General features: G+C 71.1%; 13 protein-coding genes and 3 tRNA genes. 7 read left to right on the top strand and 9 right to left on the bottom strand.

Annotated elements, in window-relative coordinates; all coding sequences use genetic code 11:
* The first annotated feature begins 233 nt into the window (after positions 1 to 233).
* Positions 234 to 1,502 (top strand): DUF4157 domain-containing protein, encoded by a 1,269-nt coding sequence (locus ACIQ7Q_RS05220; protein ID WP_403856484.1) that lies wholly within the window; start codon positions 234 to 236, stop codon positions 1,500 to 1,502.
* A 37-nt stretch (positions 1,503 to 1,539) separates the two neighbouring features.
* Here ACIQ7Q_RS05220 and ACIQ7Q_RS05215 read toward each other — a convergent pair whose 3' ends face one another.
* From ACIQ7Q_RS05215 to ACIQ7Q_RS05200, 4 genes are all read right to left on the bottom strand, one after another.
* Entirely contained in the window at positions 1,540 to 3,576 is a 2,037-nt protein-coding gene (locus tag ACIQ7Q_RS05215) for an ATP-binding protein (protein ID WP_403857968.1), read from the bottom strand.
* 89 nt (positions 3,577 to 3,665) lie between these two features.
* A complete protein-coding gene (locus ACIQ7Q_RS05210; protein ID WP_403856482.1) occupies positions 3,666 to 4,370 on the bottom strand; it encodes a DUF4255 domain-containing protein in 705 nt (234 codons plus the stop codon).
* The gene (locus tag ACIQ7Q_RS05205; RefSeq protein WP_403856480.1) at positions 4,367 to 7,534 is read right to left on the bottom strand and encodes a hypothetical protein; all 3,168 of its coding nucleotides are present in this window, start codon (positions 7,532 to 7,534) and stop codon (positions 4,367 to 4,369) included. Before ACIQ7Q_RS05205 ends, ACIQ7Q_RS05210 begins: the two co-directional genes overlap by 4 nt.
* Before the next feature lie 195 nt (positions 7,535 to 7,729).
* Complete coding sequence (locus ACIQ7Q_RS05200) at positions 7,730 to 8,425, bottom strand: response regulator transcription factor (protein ID WP_403856478.1); 696 nt, start codon at positions 8,423 to 8,425, stop codon at positions 7,730 to 7,732.
* A gap of 229 nt (positions 8,426 to 8,654) precedes the next feature.
* On the opposite strand from ACIQ7Q_RS05200, the gene ACIQ7Q_RS05195 reads away from it, so the two are divergent.
* Positions 8,655 to 9,995 carry a hydrolytic protein gene (locus tag ACIQ7Q_RS05195; RefSeq protein WP_403856476.1) on the top strand — a complete coding sequence of 447 codons (1,341 nt, stop codon included), beginning with the start codon at positions 8,655 to 8,657 and terminating at the stop codon, positions 9,993 to 9,995.
* 355 nt (positions 9,996 to 10,350) lie between these two features.
* Here the strand turns inward: ACIQ7Q_RS05195 and ACIQ7Q_RS05190 are convergent, their stop codons facing one another.
* From ACIQ7Q_RS05190 to ACIQ7Q_RS05170, 5 genes are all read right to left on the bottom strand, one after another.
* Positions 10,351 to 11,991 (bottom strand): DUF4157 domain-containing protein, encoded by a 1,641-nt coding sequence (locus ACIQ7Q_RS05190; RefSeq protein WP_403856474.1) that lies wholly within the window; start codon positions 11,989 to 11,991, stop codon positions 10,351 to 10,353.
* Positions 11,992 to 12,477: 486 nt separating this feature from the next.
* A tRNA-Phe gene (locus ACIQ7Q_RS05185) sits at positions 12,478 to 12,551 on the bottom strand.
* 22 nt (positions 12,552 to 12,573) lie between these two features.
* Positions 12,574 to 12,648, bottom strand: a tRNA-Asp gene (locus tag ACIQ7Q_RS05180).
* A 37-nt stretch (positions 12,649 to 12,685) separates the two neighbouring features.
* Positions 12,686 to 12,758, bottom strand: a tRNA-Glu gene (locus ACIQ7Q_RS05175).
* A 219-nt stretch (positions 12,759 to 12,977) separates the two neighbouring features.
* Positions 12,978 to 14,594: a metallophosphoesterase gene (locus ACIQ7Q_RS05170; protein WP_403856472.1), complete on the bottom strand. Its 1,617-nt coding sequence runs from the start codon at positions 14,592 to 14,594 to the stop codon at positions 12,978 to 12,980.
* A 74-nt stretch (positions 14,595 to 14,668) separates the two neighbouring features.
* Between ACIQ7Q_RS05170 and ACIQ7Q_RS05165 the strand changes: the two genes are divergently transcribed.
* The 5 genes from ACIQ7Q_RS05165 to ACIQ7Q_RS05145 all read left to right on the top strand — a co-directional run.
* Positions 14,669 to 15,019, top strand: a complete 351-nt coding sequence (locus tag ACIQ7Q_RS05165; RefSeq protein ID WP_403856470.1) for a metallopeptidase family protein — start codon at positions 14,669 to 14,671, stop codon at positions 15,017 to 15,019.
* Positions 15,020 to 15,072: 53 nt separating this feature from the next.
* Entirely contained in the window at positions 15,073 to 15,519 is a 447-nt protein-coding gene (locus ACIQ7Q_RS05160) for a fluoride efflux transporter FluC (protein WP_403857966.1), read from the top strand.
* Entirely contained in the window at positions 15,516 to 15,878 is a 363-nt protein-coding gene (locus tag ACIQ7Q_RS05155) for a fluoride efflux transporter FluC (protein WP_403856468.1), read from the top strand. The genes ACIQ7Q_RS05160 and ACIQ7Q_RS05155 overlap by 4 nt, the downstream gene beginning before the upstream one ends.
* Before the next feature lie 186 nt (positions 15,879 to 16,064).
* On the top strand, positions 16,065 to 16,610 hold the full coding sequence (locus ACIQ7Q_RS05150; RefSeq protein WP_403856466.1) for a hypothetical protein: 546 nt from the start codon (positions 16,065 to 16,067) through the stop codon (positions 16,608 to 16,610).
* A 284-nt stretch (positions 16,611 to 16,894) separates the two neighbouring features.
* Positions 16,895 to 18,774 (top strand): DEAD/DEAH box helicase (locus ACIQ7Q_RS05145; RefSeq protein WP_403856464.1); only part of this gene is annotated, 1,880 nt, incomplete at its 3' end.

The raw sequence follows: 18,774 nt of genomic DNA, 5'->3' as shown, positions 1-18,774 counted from the left end.
GTCCTTGCGGGGCACCTGTGTCCAGGGCGAGTCTGCGGGGCGGGCCGGGCGGGCGGCAGGGCCACGGGGACCTGGTCGGGGGCAGGCCCGCTGCCTTTCCGTACCTTCCGCACGGACCGTCCGGACATCGGCCACCTTGGCCCTCACACTGCCCGTGCGGACCTGGACGACCGGTGGGCGCGTGTTGTCGACTGGGGGCCGCAGCAGGGCTGCGCCGAACGAGGAGGTAGGAGATGCAGAGGTCCGGACGGCGTACTGAGGGCACCGAGGCCGAGCAAGTGGTGCGCGGCGGGGCCGCCACCCGACGGGGGACGTCCTCGGTCGGCGCCGCCGTCCCGCCCCCGCTCACCGCCGATGTGCTCCGGGCGGCCCAGCGCGGCGCGGGCAACGCCGCGGTCACCGGCATGATCGCCCGCCGCGCCCGCACCGCACCCGCCCCGGAGCAACTCGACACCGGGGTGCCCGAAGTCCTGAACTCGGGCGGCAAACCCCTTGCCGCACCGGTGCGGCAGGACATGGAGTCCCGGTTCGGCGCGGACTTCTCCGACGTCCGTATCCACAACGACAGCGCCGCGCGCGCTTCGGCCGCCGAAATCGGCGCTCGCGCCTACACGTCCGGCAGCCACGTCGTGATTGGTGACGGCGGGAACGACCAGCACACGCTCGCGCACGAGCTGACCCACGTCATCCAGCAGCGCCAGGGCCCGGTCTCGGGCACGGACCACGGCAACGGTCTGCGGGTCAGCGACCCGTCCGACCGCTTCGAGCGCGAGGCCGAGGTGAACGCGACCCGGGTGCTGTCCCGGTCTCCGGTCCAGGGCCCCACGGAGGAGCACTCGGCCCACGCGTCCGGCCCTGGGGCCGCCGAGCCCTCGGTGCAGAGGCGCCCCCGGCCGAAGCCCGCTGAGGAGGAGGGCGACCACACCCACGTGGACCCCGACTACCCGGGATTGCGGCTCGTCCTGGACCAGGCGAAGACCAATGAGTACTACGAGAAGATCTACCAGCTCGCCGATTCAGAGGAGCGGGTGCTCTTCGACGAGGACGGCAGCTTCGGATACATCAAGGTCGATGAGGACCTCAAGACCTACTACGCCCTCGTCGCGCAGGAGATCGGGCCCGATGTGGCACAGGCGGACCTGAGCGGCCACTTCACGCCGCAGCGGGACACGAGCTATCACGTCAGGGCGAACGGCCGGACCTTCCACGAGGCGCGGATCGACAAGCTGCAGGACTTCGAGACGCAGGGAGTGAGTCCGGGCCAGTTGGTCGAAGTGAGCGTCGCGTTGCTGCAGCAAGCCGATGGCCGCGCGAACACCGTGGCGGGCAAGCTCGACCCGGATCGGCTCGACAACGCCGTCACCGGCATGGGCAACAGCGCCGCGCTCGAGCCGATCGCCATCCAGGTCAGCAGCAATGGCATCAGCATCTCGGACGGAAACCACCGCCTGGGCGCGGCTGCCAAGCTGGGCCACGCCTACGCACCCTGCCGGCTCGTCTGACTTCCGCACACTCCGGACGGGCCGGGCCGGTTCCCTGTCAGCCCTCGGCCAGCACGTCCCGCGTCCACGGCCCGAACTCGCTCTCCAGGACCAGCCGTCCGAGCTTGCGGTACTCCTGTGCGACCGCCGTCACCACCTGCCGCATGGTGAGCGGCTTACCGGACTCCGCCGCGAGGTAGGCCGCGGTGACCGCGCAGGCGCGGATGGAGCCGCCGGCCAGTTCGAAGCGGTCCGCACAGAAGGCGAGGTCCAGGTCGTCGGCGCGGGGCAGCCGGTCGCCCAGGCAGCGGTCCCACAGGGCGAGGCGCTGGCCGGCGTCGGGCACCGGGAAGTCCGCCACCACGTCGAGGCGGCGCGTGAACGCCTCGTCCAGGTTGGCCCGCAGGTTGGTGGTCAGCACCGCGATCCCGTCGAACGACTCCATGCGCTGGAGCAGATACGCCGACTCGATGTTGGCGTGCCGGTCGTGGGCGTCCTTCACCTCCGAGCGCTTGCCGAAGATCGCGTCGGCCTCGTCGAAGAGGAGTACCGCGTTGAGCGCGGACGCCTCGGTGAAGATCCGCTCCAGATTCTTCTCGGTCTCGCCGACGTACTTGTCGACGACCGTGGACAGGTCCACGACGTACAGGTCCATGCCCAGGTCCGCCGCGACGACCTCGGCGGACATGGTCTTTCCCGTACCCGACTCGCCGGCGAACAGCGCGATCACGCCGCGTCCGCGGCCGCCGCCGGGCCGCATCCCCCACTGCCCGAGCACCTGCTCGCGGTGGCGGGCGCGCAGGGCGAGTTCGCGCAGCCGCCGGTGAGTGGTGGGCGGGAGTACCAGGTCGTCCCAGCCGACGCCCGGCTCCACCCGGCGGGCGAGGCGTTCAAGCCCTGCGCCGTTCTGGGCCCGTACGGCGGTCCGCAGATCGCCGGGGCAGACCGGGCGGCCCTCGAGGGCAGCGGTGCGTACCGCCACGTCGGCGGCGCGGCGCAACTGCCCGGCGTCCAGGCGGTGCGCGGCGACCGCTTCGGCGAGCGTATCGGCGTCGCCGGTCATGGTGCCGTCACCGGCGGCCCGTTCGAGGGCGTACCGCCAGCGTGCGGCCTGCCGTTCGGGAGAGGGCGCCGACACGGTGAGGGCGACGGGGGTGTCGGCCGCCCACACCGGGTCCCAGCCGGTCGTTCCGTGCGTGAACAGGGGAATTCCCCGCAGCGCCGTGCACAACGCCCGCAGCGTGCGGGCGCGTTCGGCTGGTTCCGCGGGCAACGCCTCCAGCGGGCCGAGGACGACCCCGGCGCCGGCGAGAAGGGCTTCGCGGGCAGTTGTCCGGGCAAGCTCCGGCACGTCGCCCGAGCGCCGGGCGAGGGCCGCCGCCTCCAGGACGAGCGTGCGCAGCCCGGCCGAGTGCAGGGCAGCAGCGGCCAGCCCCTCGGCGTCGCCGCCCCGGCTGCGCAGATGGACGAGACCGACGCCGGTCCCGGCCGCGGCCGCCGTCCGGTGAACCTCGGCTGCCTCGGCGGTCGGATCGTCCCGGACCTCGCCGAGCACCCCAGCCAGCCGGGCGTCGGGCTGCACGCTGCCCAGGAGGTGCCCGGTGACCCGGTCCGGGACCACCAGCACACGGGACAGCGGCGGCCGTTCCGCCTCGGTCACCTGCACCAGACCGCCCTCGATCAGCGGCGCTCCGGGGGCCAGACGGAACCGTGCCGCCGCGGCTCCGCCGAGCCCGCACAGCTCCAGCGCGAGCCCGACCGTGGGCCGACGGCGCGTCAGGTCGTCGTTGAGATAGCCGTAAAGCCGCTCGAAGCGGGCGTCCAGGTCCGGCGCCACCGCGACCAGCAGCAGATCCAGATCCAGCGGCGACAGCCCGAACCGCCGGGCGAGTCCGTCGAGCACGGAATCCGCCGGCGGATACCAGGGCTCACCGCCCGGCATGTCGAGACCGCCCGGCTCATCCAGGATGCGCGCGGCCGCCTCGGGACTGAGGTACTGGCCCCGATACGGGTCATCGGGATCGGGGTCACCGCCCCGACGCACCTCCACCGCGTACCGCACCCGCTGCTCGACCGCACCCAGCCGCACCCACAGGTGGTCGACCTCTGCAGGGGCGGGCCGGGCGTGGGGATCGGCGGCAGGCCGGGGCCCGGGCTCGGTGGTGGACTGTTCGGTCGTTCGGGTCACGGCTGGCGGTCACCCCGGCGTCGGCGGGCCGGGGCGGGTCCCCGTTCGCGTGGGCCGGCGAAGCCGTGCGGGCCCGGGTCGCTGGTCTCCTTGTAGCGCAGGCGGCGGCCCGGAGCCGCGTCTTCGCCCTCGCGTGCGGCAGCGGAGCGTACGACGAGGCCCTCGGTGACCGGCGGCGCGGCGGCCCTGGTCAGGCCGGCGAGCGGCGCCCGCACCCGGACCCCGAGTGACGCCTTCAGCTCTCCGCCGAGCGCCGACCAGACGTCGGAGGCGGCCGGTGCGTCGAGCGCGGACCCGCCGGCGTCCAGTCCCACGGTCAGGCCGAGTTCGGCGAGCGTCCCGGTGAGCAACTGCGCCGGCAGCGTGTCGGTGGCCACCAGGGTGGCGAGCACCTGCGAGAGCAGCCGGTGCTCGTCCTGTGGGCGGCTCGTCCACGCCGTGACCATGTACGACAGCCAGAACCACCGCGGCGGGGAACGCCGCGCCACCAGGTACCCGTCCTCGTCGTACACCTCCCCGGCGCCGCTGCCGCGCCGGGTGGCGTCCTCACGGATGTCGTACAGGAAGACGCAGACCGTCGGGGCGCTGCGGCGTGCCGCCCAGTCCCTGGTGGGGGCGTCGAAGACGACCTCGACGCCCGATGCCTCCAGGCCGGACTCGCCGAGCAGCCGGCGCAGCCCCTCGTCGACCTCGTGGATCACCGGCGGGTCACCTCGTCCGGCGGCTGCACGCTGCCGCTGACCACCAGGAAGTCGGTCTTCACCGGTGAGAACCCCAGGCCGCCGGCCGTGATGGTGCGCGGTCCTGTCTGGTCCTTGGGGAGGATGAGCAGCTGTCCGATGAACGTGCCGTCCCGCAACGGAACCGTCGGCGCCGCCGCCGCGGTGATCCCCGGGTTCCACTTGAACCGAACCGGCACGCCCGGCGGGAAGTCCTTGCCGCGCACCGAGGTGACGAAGCCGGGCTTGCCGATCTCCGGCACCGCGATGATGCGCGGCTGGAGGATCCGCAGCCGCTCCCGGGCGGTGTTGTCGTTCCTGTTGGCGTCGGTCCCGGTGGTGGTGAGGATGCCGACCGCCTGGCCCGTCGTCGCCTTCTTGGGGTTGAGGACGACCCGTACGACCGTGCTCGCACCCGGCCTGAGGTCCGGCAGCGCGCACACCCAGGTGGTGTCGCAGCCCGCCGGCGGCCCGCTGTTCGGGATGCCCTTGGGCAGGCCGATCTCCAGCCGCAGCCCGGTCGCCAGTGCGTTGCGGCCGTTGCGCACGGTGTACGTCAGCACGACGCGCCCGCCGACGTAGCCGGGGTTCGGCTGGGCCGAGACCCGCACTCCGGGTCCGGCCTCCGGCTCCTCCGGCTCGGGGGGCACGGTGGGAGTCGGGGTCGGGGTCGGGGTGGGCGTCGGAGGAGTCGGGGTCGGTGTCGGAGTCGGCGGGGGCGGCGTGGCCTCGACCACCGGCACCACGGTCCGGCCCGCGTTGTCGCTGGGCTCCGGATCCAGGACCGTACCGGTGACCGACCAGTCGATCGGCGCGTCGCCGGGTGTGACCCCGGTGAGGGTGACGTCCACCGGAACGGTCGTGCCGGGCTCCACCACGCCGACGTCGCACTGGAGGGAGGCGGCGTCGCAGGTGCCTCCGGGATAGGTGATCCCGGTGATCTGCACACCGGCCGGCGGGGCGATGGTCAGCGTGGTGCCGGGGGAGGCGGCGGGGCCGTTGTTCACCACGTTCACGGTAACCGTGGTGAAGTCGCCGACGGTGACCTCCGGCGTGGTGCCGGGCGCCTCGAGGGCAAGGTCCACGGACTGCTGGACGGCCGGTTCCTTCTGCCGGCCCGCAAGACCGGTGGTGAGCGGGGTGATCTCCCCGGACTCGACGTTCAGGACGCTCAGCTTCTCGGGGCTGTTGACCGCGACCTCGGCGCGTGAGCTGAACACCAGGCTCTTGCCGTCGGCCGTCCAGGCGGCGTCCCGCGGCTGGAACGGGCCGGTGGCCGAGGTGTCCGGCAGCGCCCGGCCGCAGGCGCCGGGCAGGTCGAGCAGGGAAGACGGCAGCAGCACCTGGCAGTCGTCGCCCGAAAGGGACGTCAGGAGCAGGCCGTTCTGTTCGTCGACCGCGCCGGCGCCGTTCTTGCGGTTGAAGGCGATGCTGAGGCCGTCCGGGGAGAACGCCGGGCTGTCGTCGATGACCTCGCAGTCGCCCGGGCAGTTCGTGGCGCTCAGGTCCGTCTGCCGGCCCAGATTGTCCACGGGCACGGTCCAGATGTGCTTGTTGCCACCGCCCCCGTTGATCTCCATGTTCCGGGTGAAGGCCAGCGTGGTGCCGTCGGACGACCAGGTGGGCTGGGCGTCCTGGCCCTGGAGCTGCCCGGTCGGCGGGGTGACCTCGCCGGTGATCGCTCCGGTGACCGCGTCCGCGATGAGGATGCGGCTGGGTCCCGCGGCCTCACCGACGCCGCCGGGCGAAGTCCGGGTGAAGGCGAGGAACTTGCCGTCCGGGGAGAAGGTCGGGTCGGTGTCCCAGTCCGTCGCGGCGCGTCCCGCGAGCGGCATGGGCGCCGCGTTGGACCCGTCGGCGTCCACCATCCAGATCCGCTCGATCCGCCGGCCGTCGACGGTCTCGAAGCGGGTCACGACGATCCGGCGGCCGTCGGGCGTGTAGTTCTGCCGCTCGGTCCACGGGTCGAACCCGGCCCGGGGCTGGAACAGCGGGTCCTGGGCGGGATCGGTGTTGGTGTCGGCGGCCGGGTCCTCGTTGAGGATCGTCAACCCCAGATCGCGGGGGTCGGAGCCGTCCAGCCGGGAGTCCTGCAGCGTCACCACGGTCGCGCCGGAGAGCTCGTCGTTGGGGTCGTCGTTGGGGTCGTCCGCCGTGGTGCGCTCCACCACCACGCCGCCGCCGCCGCCGAGCGAGCCGAGCCAGGTGGGGGAGAGGACCTCCCGGTCCTCGTTGAGCACCAGGGTGGGTTCGTCGTCGTCGTGCGCGGTCGACGTGAACACGTGGTCGTAGTCGCCCTCGCAGTCACACGTGATCTCGGGGCTCAGGAACACCAACCCGTTCCCGTCGGGCTTCCACGCTGCCCCGTGGGCACGCCAGTTTGCGTAGATGTCCGCGAACAGCGGCTCGTCGCTGGTCCCGTTCGTGATCCGCAGCCGACGCTGTGCCGCCCCCTCGGCGGTGGTGGTGGCGGTGTACGCGATCCAGTCCCGGTTCACGTCGTCGTTCACCGGGTTCCACGCGGGCTCGGTGGCCGCGCCGTTCGCGGGATCGGTGATCCGGGTCTCGGTGCCGCCAGCCAGGGGCCGTACGTAGATCTGCGTTCCGACCGACGCGTCGCTGTCGCTGGAGTACGCGATCCGCAGCCCGCCCGGGGAGACCGTCGGGTCCTCCTCGTTCGCGGGGGTGTCGGTGAGCCGCGTCAGGCCGGTGCCGTCGGTGCGCACCCGCCACAGGTCGCGCTGCGTCCCGCCGCCCAGACCGCTCGCTTCCGCCGAGTCGAACACCACGGACTGGCCGTCCGGGGTCAGCTGGGGGTGCGCCGCGTCCATGCCACTGGTGAGTTTGCGTACCGACCCGTCGGCGGCACGCAGATAGATCTGCGGGTTCCTCTCGTCGCGGAGGCTCGCGAAGGCCAGCTGGTCGCCGAGGGCGGAGGGCTGGGTGTCGTAGTGGGCCGGACCGTCACCGAACAGCGGTGCGCTGAAGGCGTCGTTGGCGACCCGGCCGAGACTGCGGTGCCGGGTACCGGCGTACGCGACCCGGGTCTCCGTGGCGGCGGCCGCCGCCTTGGCCCCGGGCTCGGCGTTGCCCGGTCCTGCGGCCGCCGTCACCCCGAGCAGCGGGATCAGGAGCAGCAGCGACATGCTCAGTCTCCCCAGGCGGTACCGCCCGCCGGGGCCAGCGGATTCCATCACGGTCCCCTTCGCAGTCTGGTGCGCCATCTGGATGTGCCCCCGCCACCCTGCACCGGCCGTGTGAGGTGCGGCAGGGCGGTGGGGACGTACCTGGGGGAAACGCGAGGTGCGCCTTCGGGCAGCGCGGGGTTCCCCGAGCCATCGTCAGATCAGTCCGTTGCGCACCGCGTAGCCGACCGCATGGGCCCGGTTCCGCAGTTGCAGGCGTGTGGTGATCTCACGCAGCACGTTCTTGACGGTCCGTTCGGAGTACGCGGTCTTGCGGGCTATCTCCGCGGTGTCGAGGCCCTCCGACACCAGGCGCAGCATGTCCGCCTCGCGTGTGGTCAGCGTGGACAGGGACAGGCCGCCGGGGTCGAGGGCCGAGCGCTGGAGGCTGCTGCCCACGTGGCTGAGCAGCTTGCCGAGCAGATCGCCGGGCAGCACTCCCTCGCCGTTGGCCATCGCCAGGACCAGGTGGAGGAGTTTGTCCTGGTCGGCCTCGGAGCGCCGCAGCACCGCCGCAACGCCGCACTCGATGACGCGTTGCAGCGCGCCGGTCCCGAGGGTGCCGACCACAAGTCCCGTGCGGGTGACGGTGTTGTGCCGCAGCCGGTGCAGCAGGGCGGTCACGTCGTCGTCAACATTGTCAACGACCACCAGCGACACATCGGCCTGCTCCCTGTCGGCGTCGTCGACCAGGTCGACCTCGGGGCGCTGGCGCAACTGCTGGACGACGCCTAGGCGCAGGATCGGATCGGCGGCGTAGACGGCCACCGGCACCCGGCTCGTGCGAGCGGATCGGGAGGCCCCGTGGGTGGAGCCGGTCCGGGCGGGCTCACGCTGCGTGGCGGCGGTCATATCAGGGCCATTCTCCTCGGCGCAGGACATGGAGGTACCTGTCTCTGAGTTCGTGGGGGAGGGTATGCAGGACGAGGCGAGCCCCGAAGGCGGCGCGCGGGCGACAGCGCGCACGTTAACGACCCACTGTTGCAAGGGAGTTGACATTGGCTTGCCGGACAGCGTAACTGCCCGAGTGTTGCCCTCGCGTTCCTCGCGAGGTTCCCGGGCGCACTCCTACCGTGGTGGCGTGACGTCTTCTGCAGCCTCTTCCGGTCCCGGTGCGCCCGGCCTCGACATCCCGGCCGTGGCGGTGGCGCCAGGTGACATTGCCACGACCACTCTGACCGTTCGCAACGACAGCGACATCGTCGAGGCGTACAGCCTGGAGGTCGTCGGGGACTGCGGCTCCTGGACCACCGTGGAACCCGCGCGGGTATCTCTTTACCCCGGCACCTCGGAAATGGTGACGATCCGTCTGGCGCCGCCGCGCTCTCCGGAGATCCGGGCCGGCGACATGCCTCTCGGCGTGCGGGTCCTGCCGACCGAGCACCCCGAGTCGGTGCGGGTCCTCGAAACCACGGTGCACATCGAGGCGTTCCACGAGCTGCAGACCGAACTGGCCCCGCGTCGGCGCCGCGGCTGGCTGCGCGGCCGCTACAAGCTGGCGGTGCGCAACCTGGGCAACACCCCGGTGCAGGTGGGCTTCACTCCCGGGCAGGCGGGTGAGGAGCTGGGGTTCACCTTCAGCCCGGCGGAGCCGAAGCTGGAGCCCGGCGAGTCGGCCGAGGCCGGGCTGCGGGTCCGCACGGCCAAGCCGGTGTGGTTCGGCGCCCCCGTGGTGTGGCCGTTCACCCTGGACACCGCCGAAAAGGGGGACCAGGAAGAGGAGGCTGCGGCCCGGTGGGACGAGCCCGCCGCCCGGCCGCCGCTGGACGCCGAGTTCGTCCAGATCCCGATCTTCCCCAGGTGGCTGCTCATACTCCTCGCGGCGCTGCTCGCGCTGCTGATCGCCTGGTTCGCACTGGTCCGTCCGGCGGTGAAGAGCGCAGCCAAGGAAGCGGCCGAGGAGGCGGTCCAGCCGCGTCCCACGCCCGCCGGGGAACAGACCCCGGGCGCCGATGCCGATGGTGGTTCGAGCGCCGGGCCCGGCGGCGGCCAGGAGTCGGGTGCACCGTCCGGGTCGGGCGGTGGCGGCACCTCGGGCGAGGACGGGACTTCGGTCGGCGGCGGCGCGCAGAGCTCGCAGACCATCGACGTGCAATTGGCCGCCGGCGAGACCAAGACCGGTACCTACAAGGTGCCCAAGGGCAGCGTCTTCGGGGTCACGGACATCGTCGTCGCCAACTTCCAGGGCGACGAAGGGGTGTTGACGATCTCGTTCGGCGACCGGAAGATCACCACCATCGCGCTGGAGACCTTCCGGAACCAGGACTATCACTGGGTGACCCCCATCAAGATTCCCGAGAACGACACCGTGACCATCGAGGTGACCTGCGCGAAACCCGGGACACCGGCCACCGGTCGTCAGGCTCAGGGGTGCCACGAGGTCCTGAACGTGAGCGGCGTGCTCAGCCGTACCACGCAGTGAATCGGGCCTTTCGATTCCGGGACATTGTCGATCGATATTGGCATCCGGTGTAAAGAGTGAGATCTTCTTCTGTCCGGAAATCGACAAGTAGGGTCCGAAAAGGAATACCCGCACCCATAGAAACCCCCAGGTCACAAACCTGGGGGTTGTTCGTTTATCCAGCGGGCGTTCAAATGCCGTTGACGGCGGCGTGGTTCTGCGACGCACCGACCGGCCGGTGCCTGCGGTTCATTCTGGGCTACGGCCCGCTGGAGACCGGCGTACGACTGCTGCCGCTGGCCGGTGCCGTCGTCGGCGCCGCAGCGACCGGGCGCCCCACCCCGAGGCTGGGCGTGAAGGCGATTGATCCTTTCCGTCACCCCACCAGGTTGATGGACAGGATCGCGCCGATGAAGCCCGAGGTTGCCACCTGGGCTTCATGCCAGGTCTCGCCCGCCCCGGAAACTGTGCCGTACATCTTGAAGAAGAACAGCGGATCCCCGCTGGAGGCCGTGGAGTTGCCGACCTCCGCGTCCCGTCGGGCGTAGTTCTCCATGGTGATGTAGTCGTTGCCGCTGGCGGCGATCGCGGCACCGAAGTGGTACTCGAACGTGCCGGCCCTGTCCCGCGCGCTCTCCTGGTCGGCGTCGCCGTAGCCGACCGTGACCAGGGCGGAGCCAGGAGCGGGTGGCGGCAGGAACTCGTTGAGCCCCAGCTGACGCAGCGCCTGGTCCAGCTCCGGCGAGTCGGCCGCCTTGAGGTCCTGGAACCGTCGGCTCATGTTCTGGGAATAGGCCAGGTAGGCGTCCTTGTCACCGTTGACGCCCTTCTGGAAGGCTTCCTTGATCCCCTTTAGATGTGTGTCCTCGGTGCCGTCGACCAGGTCCAGCACTCGAGCCAGGAAGCTCTCCCAGGCGCCGATGCCCTCGGACGAGATGCCCTTCTTGCCGGTGACGAACTCCGCCATCTCGTTGCATCGCTGGGGGGTGAGGATCGACAGCCCGGTCGCCTTGGTCGTCATCCCCACCTTCCCTTTCCAGCCCTGGGTCTTGGTCTCGACCACCGGTTTGACCTGGTAGAGCTTCAATGCGCCCCGCTCGCCCTGCACTTGGAGATAGCGGGTGCCCTTGTGCAGCCGCACCCGCCCGGCGAGGGCCTTGTTGGCCGCGTTGATGTGGTTCTCAGTGGCGAAGAAGACCTTGGATTCGCCGGGCCCGATCTCGATCGCCAGGTCGTAGCTGTCGGAGAAGCGCAACGGGACGGCGCTGTTGAACCGGATGTTGGGGGTGCGGTTCGCGGCGTCCGCGAAATAGCTGTCGCCCACCTCGTGCTGACTGGGAAAGAAGTGGTCGTCGCTGTCGGCGCTCTTGTTCGACACGACCGATGCACGCCGGTGCTTGGACGGATAGCTCGCATCGCCCGGCTGCATCTCGACATACCGCTGGACGGCCACATCGCCACCCGCGGTGGAGCCCGCAGACATGCGTTGAAGGGGCAGCGGCTCGGCGCCCGCCACGATCCTGGCGGCGTTCGCCTCGGCCTCGTGTTCGAATCGGTCGGAGGGATGGCTGAGGCTCAGTCCCTGGCCGTTGTCCGTGCCCGCGACGGGGCCGGAGCGCTGCTGGACGACATGGGTGAGCTCATGCACGAGGGTGTGTTCGTCCGTGCCGCCCTTGCCCGTGACGATGTGGTTGCCAGAGGTGTAGGCGCGGGCGCCGATCTCCGCGGCCGAGCGCTGGGCCACGGAATCCGAGTGGACCCGCACACCACCGAAGTCCGCACCGCCGAAGCGGGCCTCCATTTCGGTGCGCAGGCTGCTGTCCAGCGGCTGACCGTGCGAACGCAGCACGTCGTGAACGGCGGACCGCTGCACAGGATGCTCATGTTCCTCGGCGCCATCCGGACGGTTCCGCTCCCGCTCCATCGCCACGATACGGGTCACCACCGCGTTGCCCGCTGCACGCTGGAGGGACAGCGCCGTGTGCGGCGAGAGCCGTCCGGCCAAGGCTTGCGCCACGGCGGATCCCGGCCCGGCCTGCCGCCGTGGCCGGACCGCTGCCCGCTCAGTGGCGCTGCCGGCCGGCTCATGAGTTCGCATGACGCTCCCTTCCCGAAACCTGGAGTGCCCTCAGACACTGCCCGGTCCCCTACCCGCAGACAATGCCCCGCAGGGCAATCTTGAGTGCAGACCCGCCCCACCCGGCGTGTTTGCATGTTTGCCGCAACGTGTTGAGATCAAGAACCCATAATCCCGGGGTTGCGGATAGCTCTTGATTGCAAGAGCAAACGCGGCAGCGTGCCCACCGGTGGGCACATCGAGCCGGGCCGGCCGGATCGAGCGGGATGGAACGGGTGTGAAAGTCCGATTCTCTCGCGAAGGCTGGGTGAAGCACCAGGTCAGAAGCATCCCCGTGCGGCTCGTGGCGGTAGACCATGGCGGCAGCGCGGACTTTCAAATGAAGACGCCCCAGGCAGCATGCTGCCTGGGGCGTCTTCATTGAAGTGGCTGGGGCCGGGGTCGAACCGGCGACCTATCGCTTTTCAGGCGATCGCTCGTACCAACTGAGCTACCCAGCCACGAGACTCCTGAGAGCCTCAGCGGTCCTGACGGGATTTGAACCCGCGGCCTCCACCTTGACAGGGTGGCGAGCACTCCAAACTGCTCCACAGGACCAAGCTTGTGCGGGACTAGTCTCGCACATGGTGTTACGTGCCCCCAACGGGATTCGAACCCGTGCTACCGCCTTGAAAGGGCGGCGTCCTGGGCCACTAGACGATGAGGGCGGATCAAACCGGTACCGCTACTTCTCTGTGCGTCACCCTCAAGATTTACTCCAAGGGGGACGTGAGAAGCATGTGACTCCGCTTTCCCTCGAAAGGTTCCGCTTCTCCCTGGCCCCTGTCGGGGTTCGGGACGGTCAAGCCCTGACCGCTGCCCTTGGGCACGACGAGACTGTACTACGGCATTTAGGCCTTGACCAAACTGGATAAGCGCAGGGTCGTTCAGGGGCTGGACGTGCCGGGGGACGGCGTGTCGGAGGGCGTGCCCGACGGGGTCGGCGAGAGGGACGGGTCCGGCGCGGCCGGCTCCGCGACATGGCGGCTGACCTCGGCCGTCGTCAGTCCCAGGCCGCCCAGGGTGATCTCGTCCCAGGCCTGCATACGGCGAGTCGTGCGGTCCAGGTAGAGGACCGACGCCCGGACCTGTTCCGGCTTGGCGTTCTGCACCGCCCGCAGGCCGCCGCCGCCCGTCGAACCCTCGATCTTCAGACGTGTGCCGTGCCTGAGGATCTCCGTGTGCCGCTGGTGGATGTGGCCGGCGAGGACGAGGGGGACCGTGCCGTCGGTCTCCCGGGCGGCGACGGGGTTGTGGGCGACGGCGATGTCGACGGGGGTGCCCGCGCGTTCCTGGTCGCGCAGGGCGGAGGCGAGGCGGATGCCCGTCATGCGTTCCGCCGGGTCGCCCTGGGCGACGACGGAACGGTCGGGGGTGAACTGCGGGTCGCCGCTGCCGGCGATGCGCAGTCCGGCGACGGTCACGGCCTTGCCCTCGTCGAGGACCCGCACGTTCTTGAGGTCGGAGAGGTACTTCTGGGTGATGAGCGAGTCGTGGTTGCCGCGCACCCAGACGTAGGGCGCGCCGAGGTCGGAGATCGGGTCGAGGAAGCCGTTCTCTGCGGCCGATCCGTGGTCCATCGTGTCGCCGGAGTCGATGATCACATCGATGTCGTACTGCTTCACGAGCGACTCGATGATGTGCCAGGCCGCCGGGTTGAGGTGGATGTCCGAGACGTGCAGAACGCGCATCGTGTTGGGGTCCGGCTGGTAGGTGGGGAGCGTGGACGTCGCCTCGTACAGCTTGGTGACGTTGGTGACGAGTCGCGCCAACTCATGCTGGTAGACGTCGAATTCGGTCACGATGGAACGCGCGTTGCCGACGACGGACGGTGCCGAGGTCAGCAGGCCCGAGAACCTGGGCTCGAGGACGGACTGCGGATTCCAGGTGGCGTACGCGCTGACGCCGGACGCGGCCAGCAGGGCGAGCGCGAGGCCGCCGGCCGCGAGGGCGCGGCGCGGCCGGCGGTAGACAGCGAGGCCGAGCGCGGTCGCTCCGGAGACGACGGCGACGCAGGAGCGCACTGCCAGCTCGGTGGCGCCGTCCTGGACGTCGTGGGTGATCTCGTCCTGGAGGCCGGAGATCCGCTCCGGGTTTTCGACGAGGGCCTGGGAGCGGATCGGGTCGAGGCGGTCCACGTCGACGTCGAGACGGACCGGCGCGATGTGCGAGTCGAGCTCCAGGGCGCCCAGAGGAGAGACGTTGATCTTCGTTCCGCCGTTCAGGGACGGTCGCAGAGTCATGGTCGCGTCCATGGGGCCGACCGGTGTACGGACGTTGCCGACGACAAGAAGGCCGAGCCACGCCCCGAACAGGACGACGGCCGTCAGACCAAGCGCCCTGGCCCACGGACGCGGGGCGTCGGCGCCCGGGTCGAGGCCGCGGGAGCGGCGGCGCGCAGACGCACCGGATTTCGGCAGCAGACGCTTCAGCCGGACGAGTGCGGTGCGGATCGGGGCGGGCGACGGGAGCGAGCGGGGCTGTTCCTGGGCTTCGCGGGCCATTGGTCCCGTATGCCCACACCGGCGGTCGGCCATGCCGGGGCGACCACTCGCACGGAGTACGTGACAATGGCCGGGTGCTGGAGATGACGCGCGAGGAGTTCGAGGAACTGGTCGCCGAGGCCCTGGACAGGATCCCGCCCGACCTGATGCGGCTGATGGACAACGTCGCCGTGTTCGTGGAGGACGAGCCCGCCGCGGACGACCCCGATCTGCTCGGCCTCTACGAGGGGACTCCGCTGACCGATCGCGGCGAGTGGTACGCCGGCGTTCTGCCGGACCGCATCACCATCTACCGCGGCCCCACCCTGCGGATGTGCGACACCCGCGAGGACGTCGTCGCAGAGACCGAGATCACCGTGGTGCACGAGATCGCCCACCACTTCGGGATCGACGACGAACGGCTGCACGAGCTCGGGTACGGGTGAGCACCCGCCGTGACGGGGGTCCGGAGGCGATCGATCCGGATGTCGACCTCCATGTGCCCGCCCACGTCGCGGAGCTCGACGGCGTCCGCAAGTGGCCGGTGCTCGCGGCGATCTCGGCGGGAGGCGCTGTCGGCTCCGCGGGCCGTTACGGGGCGTCCCTGCTGTGGCCGGCTCCCGAAGGCTCGTTCCCGTGGGCGGTCTTCTGTGTCAACGTCGTGGGCTGCGCGCTCATCGGTGTGCTGATGGCGCTCGTCGGCGAGGGCGGCCGGTCGGCCCGTCCGCTGGTGCGGCCCTTTCTCGGGGTGGGCGTGCTCGGCGGGTTCACGACCTTCTCGACGTACGCCCTCGGCGTTTTCGAGCTGCTGGAACGCGAGGAGGCGGGCATCGCGTCGGCCTACGCCGGCGGCACCGTGGCCGGCGCGATGGGCGCCGTCTGGGCGGGGGCGTCGGCGACGCGGGCCGTGCGGGGCCGGACGGCGAACCGGACGGCCACGCGGTGACGTGGCTGCTGGTGATCGTCGGCGCCGCGATCGGCGCTCCCTTGCGGTATCTGACGGACCGTGCGGTGCAGGCGCGCCACGACTCGGTGTTCCCGTGGGGGACGTTCGTCGTCAACGCCGCCGGGAGCCTGGTGCTCGGCGCGGTCGTCGGGGCGTCGGTGTCCTTCCCGGCGTACGCGCTGCTCGGCACGGGACTGTGCGGGGCGCTGACGACCTACTCGACGTTCTCCTACGAGACACTGCGCCTCGCGGAGCGCGGGTCGCGGTTCCTGGCCGTGGCCAACGTGATCGGCTCGGTGCTGGTGGGGCTCGGATCGGTGTTCTTGGGGCTGGAGTCGGCGCGAGCGCTCACGGCGTGAGGCGCGGGCCCGTCGACGCCGGGCCGCGATCCCGGGCGTGTCCCTTGTGGGGTGCCGGGAGTTGGTCAGGGAAACCGCGTCCCCTGTCCCGGAGGTGCCCCTGTGCGCCAGTTGTCAGCCCCCGGCCGTACGGCCGTCTGGATCGCCGCCTCGCTGGCGGTCCTGGCCTCGGCAGGCTGTATAAGCGTGAGCGACGAGGAGGGCGGCAAGCCGGCGCCCAGCAGGTCCGCGGACCGGCGCGGGACGGTCGCGGAACCGGACGGCGGGCAGGTGCTGCCCGGCTCGCACGGTCAGCGGGCGGGTGGCGGCGAGGGCACCTCGGACGACCCCGACACGAAGGACGGCAGCACGTCGCCCAGCCCGAGCGGTTCGGCGTCCCCGGGGGCGGAGCCCACGAGCGCAGGTCAGCAGCCGTCGACACCTCGCCCCGCGCCCACGCGGGGCGGGGTGCCGCCGTCCGCGCCGCAGCCGCCGACACAGCCGCCGCCGCAGGAGCCTCCGGAGCCTCCGGCCCAGAGCCCCCCACCGCCGCCGTCGCCGTCGGCCGAGCCGACGGATCCGCCCGCTGCCTCCTCCGCGCCGGAGGTGCACGCGGGGGCGATGCGGGTGGTGGAGCCGTCGGGCCCGGGTGCGGAGCCGGCCGCGTCCGCGCAGGTGAGCCCGGAGCGGGCAGACGGCCGCGACGGTCACGGGGGTCGGGGTCAGGGCGGCTTGGAGCGGACGGTGACGTAGAGCGCGGGGAGGGGTGTGGGGCCGGGCGCGTGCGCCCACTCGGAGGTGTCACGGCCGAGCAGGGCGCGGAGGGTGTGCCCGGGGTCACGTCACCGCGGTTTGCCTCAGAGGGGGAGGGGTGCGTATGGTGGTAGATCGTTTGATCCCATTGCCCGGCGCCGAAAAGGAAGAGCGCCGCGTGGCGCGTACTCTCCCTAGCCGTGGCTGACCGCATCGAGGCGGTCGAATTGCGAATTCACGGAGTTTGGGCGCGTGCCGAGACTCCGGAAGGTTTCGCATTTCGCATGTCCACTTTCAGCACTGATCACGCCGTCATGCCCGAGAACGACGAGATGGTCGAGGCGGTCGAGACGGCTGCCGCGGAGGCCGCAGAGGCCCCCGAGGAGCCCCAGACCACCTTCGCCGAGCTCGGCCTCCCCGAGGGCGTCGTGCGCAAGCTCGCGCAGAACGGCGTGACGACCCCCTTCCCGATCCAGGCCGCGACCATTCCGGACGCCCTGGCCGGCAAGGACATCCTCGGCCGTGGCCGCACCGGCTCCGGCAAGACGCTCTCGTTCGGTCTGCCGACCCTGGCCACGCTGGCCGGCGGGCACACCGAGAAGAAGAAGCCCCGCGCGATCATCCTCACGCCGACGCGTGAGCTCGCGATGCAGGTCGCGGACGCGCTCCAGCCGTACGGCGACGTGCTCGGCCTGAAGATGAAGGTCGTCTGCGGCGGTACGTCCATGGGCAACCAGATCTACGCCCTGGAGCGCGGCGTCGACGTCCTCGTCGCCACTCCGGGCCGTCTGCGCGACATCATCAACCGCGGCGCCTGCTCCCTCGAGAATGTCCAGGTCGCCGTCCTCGACGAGGCCGACCAGATGTCCGACCTGGGCTTCCTTCCCGAGGTCACCGAGCTGCTCGACCAGATCCCGGGCGGCGGTCAGCGGATGCTCTTCTCCGCCACGATGGAGAACGAGATCAGCACGCTGGTCAAGCGCTACCTGACGAACCCCGTCACCCACGAGGTGGACAGCGCCCAGGGCAACGTCACGACCATGAGCCACCACGTGCTCGTCGTGAAGCCCAAGGACAAGGCGCCGGTCACGGCCGCCATCGCCGCCCGCAAGGGCCGGACGATCATCTTCGTCCGCACCCAGCTCGGCGCCGACCGCATCGCGGAGCAGCTGCGCGACTCCGGTGTGAAGGCCGACGCGCTGCACGGCGGTATGACGCAGGGCGCCCGTACCCGCACACTGGCCGACTTCAAGGACGGCTACGTCAACGCGCTCGTGGCGACCGACGTCGCCGCCCGCGGTATCCACGTGGACGGCATCGACCTGGTCCTGAACGTGGACCCGGCCGGTGACCACAAGGACTACCTGCACCGCTCGGGCCGTACGGCTCGCGCCGGCCGCTCAGGTGTCGTCGTGTCGCTCTCGCTGCCGCACCAGCGCCGCCAGATCTTCCGTCTCATGGAGGACGCGGGCGTCGACGCCTCGCGCCACATCGTGGGCGGTGCGGGGGTGTTCGACCCCGAGGTCGCCGAGATCACCGGTGCCCGTTCGCTCACCGAGGTCCAGGCCGACTCCGCGAACAACGCCGCCAAGCAGGCCGAGCGCGAGGTCGTCGAGCTGACCCGTCAGCTCGAGCGCGTCCAGCGCCGTGCGGCCGAACTCCGCGAGGAGGCCGACCGCCTGGTGGCCCGCGCGGCGCGTGAGCGCGGCGAGGACCCGGAGGCCGCCGTGGCCGAAGTGACCGAGGCCGCTGTGGCCGAGATCGCCGCAGTGCCGGAGCAGGCCGAGCCGGTGCGCGAGGCCCGTGACGAGCGCCCCTCGTTCGACCGGCGTGACGAGCGGGGCAACTTCGGCCGCGACCGCCGCGACGACCGTGGTGGCAGCGCCGACCGCGGTGGCTTCAACCGTGACCGTCGTGACGACCGCGGTGGTGACCGTGGTGGCCGTTCGTTCGAGCGTCGTGACGACCGTGGCGGTTTCCGCCGCGACGACCGTGGTGGCAGCGCCGACCGCGGTGGCTTCAACCGTGACCGTCGTGACGACCGCGGTGGCAGCGCCGACCGTGGCGGCTTCAACCGTGACCGTCGTGACGACCGCGGTGGTGACCGTGGTGGCCGTTCGTTCGAGCGTCGTGACGACCGTGGCGGTTTCCGCCGCGACGACCG

This window comes from Streptomyces sp. NPDC096176 (genome assembly GCF_044763255.1).
Taxonomy (GTDB): Bacteria; Actinomycetota; Actinomycetes; order Streptomycetales; family Streptomycetaceae; genus Streptomyces.
The sequence above is the reverse complement of the archived record's forward strand: the minus strand, read 5'-3'. Positions and strand labels throughout refer to the sequence as shown.

Bases quoted from the DNA above. Each gene is read 5' to 3' on its own strand.
- ACIQ7Q_RS05220 (WP_403856484.1), top strand. From the start codon at position 234: ATGCAGAGGTCCGGACGGCGTACTGAGGGCACCGAGGCCGAGCAAGTG.
- ACIQ7Q_RS05205 (WP_403856480.1), bottom strand. From the start codon at position 7,534: ATGTCGCTGCTGCTCCTGATCCCGCTGCTCGGGGTGACGGCGGCCGCA.
- ACIQ7Q_RS05200 (WP_403856478.1), bottom strand. From the start codon at position 8,425: ATGACCGCCGCCACGCAGCGTGAGCCCGCCCGGACCGGCTCCACCCAC.
- ACIQ7Q_RS05170 (WP_403856472.1), bottom strand. From the start codon at position 14,594: ATGGCCCGCGAAGCCCAGGAACAGCCCCGCTCGCTCCCGTCGCCCGCC.